Source organism: Marinobacter sp. ELB17, from assembly GCF_000169375.1.
Taxonomy (GTDB): Bacteria; Pseudomonadota; Gammaproteobacteria; order Pseudomonadales; family Oleiphilaceae; genus Marinobacter.
The window spans coordinates 179,632-191,423 of the sequence record NZ_AAXY01000006.1; the positions used below are offsets into that span (position 1 = coordinate 179,632).

Sequence of the window (11,792 nt, forward strand, 5' to 3'; positions counted from 1 at the left end):
GCGTTATACCCACGCTGGCCAAAGTGTGATTACTCAACCTGGCCTGGACCAGCTTTCAGAATCGACTCCGGCACGTTGTACCGGCGAATATTTGCGTTAAACAAATCTGCCAGTGTTCGTGCAGCTGCGTCATAATCCGACGGATTCTGCCAGGCCTTACGCGGGTTAAGATAATGCTCGTCGACACCCGGTACTTTTTTGGGGATAGCCAGATTCAGGATAGACAAGCGTTCAGTTTCAGCATCTGAAAGCTGGCCTGACTGACAAGCCGAGACAATGGCGCGAGTGACTGGAATCGGGAACCTTTGGCCGCCCCCATCCGCGGTGCCTGAACCACCAGTCCATCCGGTGTTCACCAGATACACTCTTGAGCCGAACTCAGAGAGCCGTTTCATCAGAAGCTCGGCATACACCTGGGGAGGTAATGGCATAAAGGGAGCGCCAAAACAAGCTGAAAAGGTTGGCGCAATACCCTTTTGTCCGCCAACTTCCGTGGAGCCGACCCTGGCAGTATAGCCACTCAAAAAATGATAGGCGGCCGCCTCCAGAGTCAGTATCGACACCGGAGGCAAAACGCCAAAGAAGTCGCATGTCAGGAAGATGACGGTAGCCGGTTCCCCAGCCTGATTCTCTTCAACCCGCTTGTCCACGTGCTCCAACGGATAGCTGCAACGCCCGTTCTCCGTGAGTTCGGCATCAGCATAATCCGGACGCCTGGACACAGGATCAACCTGCACATTTTCAATAATAGCACCGAACCGAATGGCATCCCAGATGATCGGCTCGTTCTTCCTCGAAAGATCGATTGTCTTTGCGTAGCAGCCACCCTCGATATTGAACACCGAATGCTTCGCCCAACCATGTTCATCGTCACCGATCAGAAAACGGTCAGGATCCGCCGAGAGCGTGGTTTTGCCCGTACCCGACAGCCCGAAGAAAAGGCAGGTCTCCCCGTCTTCTCCGACGTTTGCGGAACAGTGCATAGGCAGTACGTTATTTTGTGGCAGAAGGAAGTTTTGCACAGAGAACATCGCCTTCTTGATTTCGCCGGCGTAGCACAGGCCAGCAATCAAAACGCGCCGGCTCGAAAAATCAATAATCAGTGCAGATTCAGAATGAGTACCATCTCTCACCGGATCGCAGGTGAATCGCGTGCAGCTCATTAATGTCCACCGCTTCATGTCACCTGTCTCGAACGGACTGGTTCGTACAAACATGTTGTAGGCGAACAGGCTTTGCCACGCAGTATCAGTATAGACCGACACGGGAATCGCAAATCTCGGATCGGCCCCCACCGAGAGATGCGACAAAAAATGCTCTTCCGTCGCCAGGGTATCCTGGACCCGCATCCAGAGTTCTTCAAACTTCTGTTGGGAAAAGGGCTGATTTACCTTCCCCCAGTCCACCGTCTGTCGGGTCAGCTCGTCCTCAACGATGAAGCGATCAGCCGGTGATCGGCCGGTCCGCTTTCCTGTGGTTATCGAGAGTGCGCCATTATTGGCGAAAAAACCTTCCTTCCGGAACAGCGTGTGTTCAATCAGCTCCGCTGGCTCCAGATCCATCAACTGAGTAGAAAGCAGGTTCATCCAGTCAGTCCTCATTTAATAATGTGGTTATAATATTGTTATAATATCATTATAATGTAATGGTAATCCAATGCGCATTCAGCGGGATTCGGTAACAGCAACGTCTAGCACCCAGCGTCTGCCTCGTTCGCCTCCCAGGCTCAAGGATCTAAAAGTGAAGAAAAGCGAAATAGTAGAATCGCAACGGAAGGGCGAGATTGCCGAAGTGCACATCGTTCAGGCCCCGTCCGCTAAACGAAAAGAATGGATTTTGCTCTTTAAGGAACGCCAGGGGTATAGCCATTTTCTGGTGACAGATGATGAGAAGGTCTGCAGTTACTCATCCGTTGATGCTGCGATTGAGGCGCTCCGGACTCTGGGATTCAAGCGGGCAGAGATTATGTTTTAGCCAGGACTACGGCTATCGCCAGACACCCACTTCAACGAACGCGCAAAAAAGGAAACAGTTAAATGCCGGATACGCTTTGGGATGGTTTCTGTTTGGGAAACAAGATTGCCGAGTTCCATGACGGGAGCGACTGTGTTGAGGTATTTGATAACAGCTATGAGCGCTATTTCACCTTCGGCTCCGTGTATGAGCAGAGCTGTCAAAGAAAAGACGACCCCGGCTTTCTCATGCATGAGCACACCCGAGCCATGCTGCTGCCTCTGATATTTGATTTGCCCCGTCGCGCGACCGTTCTGGGGCTGGGAGGGGGTAGCCTGGTGAACTGCCTTTTCCATCGCTTTCCGGACATGGAGCTAACGGCCGTTGAACTCCGTCAATCCGTTATCGACGTTGCACACGACTTCTTCCAGGTGCCTACAGATCCAAGGCTATCAATTTTCTGTGAGGATGCGGGACATTACCTCGCGCGCAGTGAGAAACGCTCAACCGACCTGCTTTTTTGCGATATATACAATGCCTACGGTATGGACCCACAACAGTGCAGAGCAGACTTCCTGAGCCGCTGTCATGATGTTCTGGATGAAGGAGGCTGGGCCGTTTTCAACTTTTTCAACTACCAGAGTGAAACCGGGAATGCTCTGCGTTTGCTTGATAAAAAATTCGAGGCTGTATTCACATGCCACATGTTCACCGGCAATCTGATTGTGCTTGCCTCGAAGGTACGTCCGGGGCAAGCTCGTGCAGAGTTCAAATCACGCGCACTCTCCCTTGAGAAGCACCTGGGATTTCCCATACTGAACCATTTTCTGCGATTAACGCTATTTCGCGGCGGTAATCACAATGGAAGCGGAGAAAACAGCCCTTTTTATTAAAATCGGCACCCTGTTTATCGTTGTTAGACTATCTATTTGTAGCGTTTGATGAAAGGGGCTTGGGCTTGGTGGCATATTCAGTGCCATTCCGCTCCAGATAGTCACGAATCAACTGTCGGACTACCTGCGAAGTCGTAATGTCCTGGGAGGCGCATAAGTCTTCGAGGGCCTTCTTTTTAATCGGGTCGATGAGAATCGTTAACCGGGCCGTTTTCGTTTCCATAAGAAATTACCTGAGCACGTAGCATAATATGTTAACTTCATTATAATCCAACACGTTACTGTCTTTCCAGATTTCCGCTCGCCTCCTTAAGATAGTGGCGACTGTTTAAGCGCTTGATTCTAACTTGCATAGCGAACAACCAGGGCAACCACTCCAATCAGCGTGAGTACAAACAATACCACCACCAACACTCCGACGACGTAGGGTGCACACACCTTTTTGCTGACCGTCGCGTTCCAAATTTTTCTGACTTTGCACACCCAGAGTAGCCGTCAGAACACTTTTCACGACCTGCAAGAAAGAGGATCATCTTCGATGAATGCTTGTCTGTTCGGCGTCAACTATCCTATCCGACCGGTCATCCTAATTGTCGCCGAACACTTGTCCTCAATATATTGTGGCACGTTGGGGCTCCCTATAACGGATAGTGTGAAGGATAGGGCAAACGTGCAACACCCGATTCGATGGCCGCTTTGGCAACTGCGTCTGACACTTCCGTCAGTAACCGATAGTCCATGGCTTTAGGAATAATGTAGTGGGGCCCAAAAGACAGTTCTCTCAGTTGATGGGCGGCTAGGACATCTTGCGGTATTTCCTTTTTCGCCAGATCTCGAATTGCATAAACAGCTGCAACCTTCATGGCTTCGTTAATTCGTTTAGCGCGTACATCCAGCGCGCCCCTAAAAATGAACGGAAAACCAAGTACGTTGTTAACCTGATTAGGGTAATCTGAGCGACCTGTAGCCATAATCAGGTCGTCCCGAACCGACATTGCCAGTTCGGGTGAAATCTCAGGGTCAGGGTTCGAACACGCAAAAACTATCGGCCGGGGTGCCATTTGTTTAAGCTGTTCAGCATTGAGCAAATCCGGCCCGGATAATCCAACAAAAACGTCTGCGCTATCAATGGCATCGTCCAGTGTCTTTGCTCCGCCATCATTAATAAATTTTTCCTTAAAGCTATTCAAACCTTCCCTGCCGGAGCGGATCACACCTCTGCGATCAACCATATACAGATTTTCTCGTTTCGCACCGAGACTTAACAGCATTCGCATGCAGGCAACGGCCGCCGCACCCGCTCCCAAGCAGACAATTCTTGCGGTGTTCAGCGTCTTACCCTGGATTTCCAATGCATTCAGCATACCTGCCGCCGTCACAATGGCGGTGCCATGCTGATCGTCATGGAATACTGGAATATCGCAGCGATCAATCAAAACTCGCTCAATTTCGAAACACTCAGGTGCCTTTATGTCTTCGAGGTTAATGCCGCCAAAGGTATCTGAGATGGAAATGACGGTATCGATAAACGCCTGGGCGGTATCTGCCTTGACCTCGATATCAACGGAGTCAATGCCTGCGAAACGCTTAAATAGCAAGGCCTTGCCTTCCATTACTGGTTTGCTGGCCAGCGGCCCCAGATTTCCGAGCCCGAGAATCGCGGTGCCATTGGTAATCACCGCGACCAGATTGCCTTTCCCGGTATACAGGTAAGCATTATCCGGATCGCGGGCGATTTCGCGCACTGGCTCCGCGACACCCGGACTGTAGGCAAGTGAGAGGTCGCCCACCGTACTTGCAGGCTTGGTCAGGCCAGTGGAAATCTTCCCGGGGACGGGCTTCGAGTGATAGTCCAGCGCGGCCTGCTTAAAGTTTTTAGTCATCATGGCACCTTATGGTAATTAGGTTATACCTTAATTATAATATCATTATCATGTAAGCTAGTCCATGTGCTGGGCATCTTTGAGGTGAGCCTTAATAACCGCTCGCCTCTGATCTACTCGATGCCCGTACCTGTGATGACAGGAGGTGACCGATGAATAAACTTTCCAACGCGCCATTCCCGGCGTCTCCAGAAATGCGGGCTACCCGGATCACGGGTAATCAGTCAAGTTTGCCTAAACATGAGATTTTAAGAGGCGACCTTAGCCGTCTGTTTGGTATCAACTTGGTGAAGGAAACGACCTGTTCTGGAAGGCAATTTCTGGATGATCTGAGCACTGGTTTTAGTGGAAGAGTTGGCTGAAACCATCAGTGAACATGAGTTTCGCCATCATAGCTTGCCTGTACAGGAGCGTTACCAATTGATGGTGGAAGAGCATCCGGACTTGCTTGAGCGCGCTCCGCATTCCGGACAGTCAACTCGCATCCTAGTTGGGGGGTTGTCCCCGCAACGTTCTCAAGGCTTAAATGGACTCACCGCATCGACACCAATTATCAATGAACGTCTCACACGTTCATTGACCGTGCGTTTGAGCCAACCGAAAACTGGAGGAAGCAATGGTCAATAAAATTCAGGTGGAATCACCGCTGGTCATTCTGCACGGCGATGAGATGGCTCAGGTGGCTTTTGAAGAAATCCTGAAAAAGTTTGTCACAACCCGTCTGGCTATTGAGCTGATAGAAATCGATTTATCGGCCGAACATCGGTTTCTGACGAACGGCCAAGTTATTTTCGAAGCCATCGAGGCACTCAAAAAATACGGTGTTGGCGTCAAGAACGCCGGCATGACCGTGAACAGAGAGCAATTGGATGCGATGCTTGAAAAGCACCCAGAGCTCAGTCAGTCCAGGCTTGATCCGCTCGCGACCAAGTCACCTAATGGCGCAATACGCAAAGGGATCGGGGGCAACATCACCCGGGAGGATATTCAATTCCAGAATCTCAGGGTGCGGAAACCCGACTGGATTGATCGTGATATTGATGTCGACACCATGGACAACGGGGGCATTAAGGACAGTTACAATGAATTGTCCTCATCAACGGGCGTGGTCAAACTGCTCTTCGTCGGAAAAAGCGGGAACCCGGTCGAGCTGCACCGGCGTGATGTGAAAAAAGGCGACCCCTGGCTACTGGCTACTAATGACATCGCCGATGTTAAAGCCTGGGCTCACCGGTTTTTCCAACGCGCAATTGACGAAAAACGAGATGCTTACCTCGGCCTCAAAGATACCGTGATTGCTGGCTACGATGGCGTAATGCGCGCCGCTATAGAAGCTATTTACAAACAGGAATACAAAAAGCAATTTGAAGCGGTGGGTATCAACTACTACTACGAACTGGTCGATGCGCAGGCCGCCCGTATTGTTGCCAACCCGCCAGAGCGCGCACTGTGGGGCGTGCCGGACAACACCACCGGCCGAAAACTGTATAAGCTTGTCAAGCAGCTAAAACGCTACGGCATACCCGTCCGAAACGCTCATGTTTCGATCTCGCGCATGAGTGCCGGCGGTGGTGATCAATACGGCAGTTTCAACATGCCTGCTCAGGAAGACGGCATCCTCAAGGTTGTCGTCGATGGAGTAGAAAAGCATGCTCGTCGTGTCAGTCAGGGCGACCCAATCCTGCTCATGTCCAATGACCATGAGGCAATCAAGGACTGGGTCAGCCAGGTTTTTAGGGATGCCTCAAGCAAGCACAAAGAAGTATATTTTGGTCTCAAACGAGAATACATGGAATACGACGAGGTATTTAGCACCGTCATCAACGATGTGCGCCGCGAACTGGCCGCGGATCACACTTCGCCGCCCGCTTTCATGATCATGCGACCTTCGAGCCAGCTGATAAAAATGATAACTGATCCTCCCCGGAGTGCGCTTTACCCTGCCCAGAACCTGGACGGAGATATATTTTCTGATATTTCTGCTGCTCTCGGCGGCAGCCTTGCCACCGCAAGCTCCATCATCGAAAGCAAGAGCAGCACGATGCTCTTTGAGGCACCGCATGGAACAGCCCACGATTTATACCTCAAATACCTGGAAAGCAATGGAAAAGACGCGCATTTCAACCCCTCAGCGCTGATCTACGCCCTCGCGAATGCCCTGGAAACCTTGGGCCGCCGGGAGCGCAATGAAGCCTTGCTTGATTATTCCGCCCGACTCAAAGCAGCATTAAAAGATACCGTAGGGGATGGCATTGTTACGGCTGACTTGAAGGATAAGACGACAACTCCTGAGAGCGAAACACTGGTTGATATGATGGGGTTTCTTGATTCCATTGAGAAACGGCTGGGCAGCTTTACGATGTGACCAAAATTGGATTGAGGCTTTTGCCCAAGGTGAGGTTTGTCCACCTGATACTGAAGAGGTGGCTCTTTAGTGGCAACCGATTTAGACCACGTTGAACCTGTTCGGCGTCTTATGTTACAAGAGTGTTAAAAATTGTAATTTCGACGCACATCAGTAAACTATTGATATGGCTTCCTCAGAACCGGAGAGCGTCACATGAAGAGATTACGTTTTCAGCCAGCAAAATCCTGATCCTGTAGCAATCTGCAAAAGGGTGTTTCTATTTCAGTGACAGGAGGGTCGGGTGACCTTGGAAATGGGGAATTAATCTACAAATTTTTTCGAGATATTTTCGTATTCAATCGTTTCGTGAAAAAGGTATTCAGATTGCTTCGTGAGATCAGGATAGCGCTAGGCCGGGCGCAGGATGTTATGCCAAAAAACTCGAAGTCCGACACCACACCAACTGCGTAGGCGGTTCGACCTCCGAATCGGATATCGTTGGCGGCTTTCGCCATCATCGGTCGGGAATAGACTTCAAGAATCTTGTCGCAGCGGGTGCGACTGACGGTGCTTTTGGCGATAGTGGAGGATATCGGCAAAAGCAAGTGCGCCGGTATTGCGGATTATCGTTTGACCTGTGATCTCCATTATTTCGTTTATCCCACTGCATTACTGATTATATTGTGCTGTAAAACCGTCTTTTTTCTACAATAATCTGGGTTGCCCGGAAGATACAAATTTATATCCCATTGCCTTGTAGCCTTTCTCGCGTTTTCGGAACATTCGCTCTAGCATTGGCAGCCCAGCATCCAAGTAGTCATACACGGTGACCTCCTGCTTGCCATCGGCTTCGCGGTGTATTCTGCCGGCATATTGCGCCAGCGTTCCTTTCCAGGCGATTGGCAGGGCCAAAAACAGAGTGTCTAGCCGTGGCAAATCAAAACCTTCTCCGATGTATTTTCCTGTTGCAACGATAACCTGAGCTTCATGTAACCGCGCCTCTGCATCCCGGCGCTCTCTGACGCGCATTCCCCCACGCAGCACAACCGACGGTATGGATTCAGCGTCCAGCATTATTGCTAACGTCTCCGCGTGCTCTCGTCGCTCCGTCAGCAGAAGACAGTTTGACTGGTTGCGCACACAGTTTGCGATATCCTGAACAATATCCTGATTCCGGGCGGGGCTCTGGGAGAGCCAACGGTAAACCGATGCTATATGGGGCCGCCCACCCGACTGATAAATGTCGGTGGGTGGACTTTCATGACGCTCCCGAACGATGAGGCGTTGGACAAACCTAGAGCTGTGGTCTGCCCGAACTTTGTGACGAACGGGCCCCGCAACCATGAACATGATTTTTTGGTGCCCATCCTGACGGTCAGGTGTTGCCGTCAGGCCGACGACGTAACGGGCGCTGACTTCATTAAGGAGCATTTCGTAACGGGGAGCGGAAATATGGTGGCATTCGTCTATGATGACCTGCCCATACTCCCTGACCAGGCTTGAAACAGTGTTGTCTTTTTTGTTGATCAGGCTCTGGTAGGTGGCAACATCGATCTGACCGGTAGGTTTCTTTTTGCCACCGCCAATCACACCCACTGCTGCACCTTCAATGAAGGTTTCCAGGCGCTCCTTCCATTGGTCTAGTAACTGACGACTGTGAGTCAGGATCAATGTGTTGACCCCACGCTTGGCTACCATCGCAATTGCCGTTACGGTTTTACCAAAAGCGGTTGGGGCGTGGAGTATTCCGGTATCGTGATCGGCAAGCGCCTTCACAGCCTTTTTTTGATCATCACGCAGGGTTGCTTTTAGACTGGTGCCGCTCAGCAGCTGACCTGGAATCCGGCGATCATCGATATCTACCGTAATCTCCTGATCAAATAGCAATGCCTGAAGCTGATCAAAACAGCCTCTCGGTACGGAGAGATAACCTTGCTCAATCCGGGCACAGGATATGTAACGAGGAATACCATGAGTAGAGAAACGAAGTGCCTGTGTTTTGAAAAACACTGGATTGGCGAAGCTGGCCATGCGCTTTATTCGAGTAGCCAATGTCCCCGGTATGTCGGACAACTTCATATAAATGTGGTTTGCTAAAATGAGAGTGATGCGTTCAGGGCATCCTGTAATGATACCTGCCTCTACCGGTAACGATTGTTCCCATGGCAACGAAACCTCTGCTGTAAGATCAGAATCAGGCCCCTTACCGACCATCTCTCGAAGCTGGGCTAATGAAAGGGTCTTTTGCTCACTGAGCAGCGTCCACTGATCCGCATATGGAGTTAATTCATCGTCGACGAACACAGTACATCCGCGATTTCGCGCCTCGTGTTGAAGCGGAAGGGCAATCAGATTGCCAAACCCACCATCGGGCATCGTGTCCTGGTTGGGAAACAACCGGTCATAGGAATCGAAGGACAAGCCTGGATAGAGCTCCATGGCTTTATCCAGCAACTTGAACCCCAGAGCTCTCGCAGAAAAGGCCGAGACGGCTTCCGGAAAGAAGATCCATAAATGGGCACCAGCACCGGATTGAGACACCTCAACGAGATAAGGAATAGCTTCACCACGACAGGCCTCGGCCAACGCACGAACGTCTGCTCTCCAGTCGTCCTTATCAAAATCCACCGCCAGGAGGTAACAGGAGCTGTCTGGTAGTAAAGGATATAACCCGGCGGTATGCTTGCCTGACAGGTGGTCGTAGACCGCATTGAAATCCAGAGGCTTGAATTTTCTGTGTGGGCATTCTCCGCATTTGATCTTGGGTTTCTGACAAATACCCGGGGCCCATTCGTTCTCACAGGCCACAGCATAGCCGGAGCGGCCACCGGAACCCTGCCAACGAATCGCATATATATCCTGTCTGCCGCGAAAGAGCGTCCTGAACAGTTCGACTTTTTGAGCGGGGGTTAGGTGCGATAACGTGGATCGGCGCGCAGCTTGATGAAGCTCTTTCTTTCGGGAAAGTAGGGCGGCTTTTTTCTTCTCAATCTCCGACAATTTAAGTTCAATGGCTGCGAGCTCTTCATCCACTAAGATCCGGCCTCCTATTCAATGAATCCGTCGAACACGGTTATTAAGCTGGTTAAAAAGGGTTTGTACGTCGGCTAATCATCGGTTCTCGTTGCTCTAAGACCACATTCCTGACTAGAGATTTCTCCAGATTTCCGCCTAGCTACGCTACTTTGGACTAAAGACCGCCCCTCAGCAATTCGTCGATGGACGGCAATAAGCCAATCTTGGGAAAAAGAAATAAACCAGTGGCGTAGCGATTTGTTGGTAGCAAAGCTTTCCGCATTATCCACACCGCACGACCCTGAAGGGGAGGTGCTCTTGTGTGACTACATGAGCACCTGGCGTAAAGAAGAATTGGGTCATGAGCTCGTGGATGGGAAAAACGTTTGGAGCGAGTGCAAACTGGCTTCCCTGCGTGGTGGTAAGCCCATAGCATCTTCGACTAAGTGTGATTACGCATCGGATTGTCAACAGCTTGAAGCATCAGGTGACGCAAAATTTGCTTTATCTGATCCAGACTCGTTAAGAAAAATTCGAAAGCTCTTGTCTCCTTGGCTCGATAAGCCCAGTCACTATAACGGGTTAAAGAATACAATTAATCGAGTGTATATATATGCTGTGAAAGACGGAACTGTTCAGCGCAATCCTATGATCGATCTTCGCAAAGCAGTTGTGCCAAAACGAAACGTTTTGGTTCCGAGCGATGCCTATATAGCCATTACGGCGCGGCTGTGTGTTCACAGACATAATCGGCGGATAACGGATGGGACGTGGCGCGCAAAAATCTGCGATCTTATCTATATGATGAGCCAACAACCTATCGATGTTTTTGGAATCACGGAAGGTCAGGGTGAAATTTATTCCGAACCTGTGACAGTGGATGATGAGCTGATTTATGGAGTTATAAGTTTTGCTAGGCACAAAACCAAGATCGGGGTTGGGCTGGGTATGAATAAAGAACTAGCGGAGCTCTGGCAATGGTTCATCACAATGAAGAAAAAGGAACAAATTATCAGTCCATATCTTCTGGTCAACCCGCGATATTTTGATATGCGCTCCAGGGCAGAATCGGCAACCCATAGGACTCTGCAAGAGGCATGGAGGGAGGCGTGCAAAGAGGCTGGCTACGGCGGCCTGTATCACCTGTCAGATCTCCGAAAAAAAGGACTTACTGAAGAGTACGTGACTCAAGGTGAGAACGATAAAGGCGGCCATGAGACTAAGGCGATGGCGGATCATTACAGACTAATAAAACCGCCGAAACGCGCCAGATCGACGATCAAATTTCTTCGCGAAGAAGCTAATAAGAACGACAGCGTAGGTTAATCGCGAATGAACTTCGGGCACGGAATAAAGCGGGTTATTTTTCAGTATATTTTCATTATTTTTTCAGTGCATTTGACAACTACTTCGAGGCGTCTAATACTTTGATAAGTAACGAAAAATTGGAGGCGCGGGTCGGAATCGAACCGGCGTTAACGGAGTTGCAGTCCGCTGCATGACCACTCTGCCACCGCGCCTGATAAAGCCTTTTGGCTTTGCTCTCTCTAGTGGGGTGAGAGACTTTTGAAGCATTTTTCTCTGATTCATCCAGAAAAAATTGGAGCGGGAAACGAGATTCGAACTCGCGACCTCAACCTTGGCAAGGTTGCGCTCTACCAACTGAGCTATTCCCGCAAATACTGTCGTAAGTTGTAGCCC

General features: G+C 50.3%; 10 protein-coding genes and 2 tRNA genes. 5 read left to right on the forward strand and 7 right to left on the reverse strand.

Features of this window, described 5'->3' with window-relative positions; translation table 11 throughout:
• Positions 1 to 29: 29 nt before the first annotated feature.
• Positions 30 to 1,586 carry a phosphoenolpyruvate carboxykinase gene (locus MELB17_RS10090; RefSeq protein ID WP_007350132.1) on the reverse strand — a complete coding sequence of 519 codons (1,557 nt, stop codon included), beginning with the start codon at positions 1,584 to 1,586 and terminating at the stop codon, positions 30 to 32.
• Positions 1,587 to 1,740: 154 nt separating this feature from the next.
• Here MELB17_RS10090 and MELB17_RS10095 point away from each other — a divergent pair, with 154 nt between their 5' ends.
• Together MELB17_RS10095 and MELB17_RS10100 are read left to right on the forward strand one after the other, a co-directional pair.
• Positions 1,741 to 1,974 (forward strand): hypothetical protein, encoded by a 234-nt coding sequence (locus tag MELB17_RS10095; protein ID WP_007350133.1) that lies wholly within the window; start codon positions 1,741 to 1,743, stop codon positions 1,972 to 1,974.
• Positions 1,975 to 2,036: 62 nt separating this feature from the next.
• On the forward strand, positions 2,037 to 2,846 hold the full coding sequence (locus MELB17_RS10100) for a spermidine synthase (RefSeq protein WP_007350134.1): 810 nt from the start codon (positions 2,037 to 2,039) through the stop codon (positions 2,844 to 2,846).
• Positions 2,847 to 2,874: 28 nt separating this feature from the next.
• Here MELB17_RS10100 and MELB17_RS10105 read toward each other — a convergent pair whose 3' ends face one another.
• The 3 genes from MELB17_RS10105 to MELB17_RS10110 all read right to left on the reverse strand — a co-directional run bounded on the left by MELB17_RS10105 (position 2,875) and on the right by MELB17_RS10110 (position 4,729).
• Positions 2,875 to 3,069 (reverse strand): ribbon-helix-helix protein, CopG family, encoded by a 195-nt coding sequence (locus MELB17_RS10105; RefSeq protein ID WP_007350135.1) that lies wholly within the window; start codon positions 3,067 to 3,069, stop codon positions 2,875 to 2,877.
• Positions 3,070 to 3,174: 105 nt separating this feature from the next.
• Positions 3,175 to 3,357 carry a DUF2970 domain-containing protein gene (locus MELB17_RS26480; RefSeq protein WP_227498865.1) on the reverse strand — a complete coding sequence of 61 codons (183 nt, stop codon included), beginning with the start codon at positions 3,355 to 3,357 and terminating at the stop codon, positions 3,175 to 3,177.
• A gap of 127 nt (positions 3,358 to 3,484) precedes the next feature.
• Positions 3,485 to 4,729 (reverse strand): malic enzyme-like NAD(P)-binding protein, encoded by a 1,245-nt coding sequence (locus MELB17_RS10110; RefSeq protein ID WP_007350136.1) that lies wholly within the window; start codon positions 4,727 to 4,729, stop codon positions 3,485 to 3,487.
• 152 nt (positions 4,730 to 4,881) lie between these two features.
• Here MELB17_RS10110 and MELB17_RS24575 point away from each other — a divergent pair, with 152 nt between their 5' ends.
• Positions 4,882 to 5,091, forward strand: coding sequence for a hypothetical protein (locus MELB17_RS24575; RefSeq protein ID WP_157133275.1), 210 nt, complete (start codon positions 4,882 to 4,884; stop codon positions 5,089 to 5,091).
• 254 nt (positions 5,092 to 5,345) lie between these two features.
• Positions 5,346 to 7,094 carry an isocitrate/isopropylmalate family dehydrogenase gene (locus MELB17_RS10120; RefSeq protein ID WP_007350138.1) on the forward strand — a complete coding sequence of 583 codons (1,749 nt, stop codon included), beginning with the start codon at positions 5,346 to 5,348 and terminating at the stop codon, positions 7,092 to 7,094.
• 687 nt (positions 7,095 to 7,781) lie between these two features.
• On the opposite strand, the gene MELB17_RS10125 is transcribed toward MELB17_RS10120, so the two are convergent.
• Entirely contained in the window at positions 7,782 to 10,109 is a 2,328-nt protein-coding gene (locus MELB17_RS10125) for a TOTE conflict system archaeo-eukaryotic primase domain-containing protein (protein WP_007350139.1), read from the reverse strand.
• A gap of 240 nt (positions 10,110 to 10,349) precedes the next feature.
• On the opposite strand from MELB17_RS10125, the gene MELB17_RS10130 reads away from it, so the two are divergent.
• Positions 10,350 to 11,417: a hypothetical protein gene (locus tag MELB17_RS10130; protein WP_227498866.1), complete on the forward strand. Its 1,068-nt coding sequence runs from the start codon at positions 10,350 to 10,352 to the stop codon at positions 11,415 to 11,417.
• Between the two features lie 120 nt (positions 11,418 to 11,537).
• Here the strand turns inward: MELB17_RS10130 and MELB17_RS10135 are convergent.
• Positions 11,538 to 11,611: transfer RNA gene (locus MELB17_RS10135), tRNA-Cys, on the reverse strand.
• Positions 11,612 to 11,692: 81 nt separating this feature from the next.
• A tRNA-Gly gene (locus MELB17_RS10140) sits at positions 11,693 to 11,768 on the reverse strand.
• Between the last annotated feature and the right edge of the window lie 24 nt (positions 11,769 to 11,792).

Bases quoted from the DNA above. Each gene is read 5' to 3' on its own strand.
- MELB17_RS10090 (WP_007350132.1), bottom strand. From the start codon at position 1,586: ATGAACCTGCTTTCTACTCAGTTGATGGATCTGGAGCCAGCGGAGCTG.
- MELB17_RS10100 (WP_007350134.1), top strand. From the start codon at position 2,037: ATGCCGGATACGCTTTGGGATGGTTTCTGTTTGGGAAACAAGATTGCC.
- MELB17_RS10105 (WP_007350135.1), bottom strand. From the start codon at position 3,069: ATGGAAACGAAAACGGCCCGGTTAACGATTCTCATCGACCCGATTAAA.
- MELB17_RS10110 (WP_007350136.1), bottom strand. From the start codon at position 4,729: ATGACTAAAAACTTTAAGCAGGCCGCGCTGGACTATCACTCGAAGCCC.
- MELB17_RS24575 (WP_157133275.1), top strand. From the start codon at position 4,882: ATGAATAAACTTTCCAACGCGCCATTCCCGGCGTCTCCAGAAATGCGG.
- MELB17_RS10120 (WP_007350138.1), top strand. From the start codon at position 5,346: ATGGTCAATAAAATTCAGGTGGAATCACCGCTGGTCATTCTGCACGGC.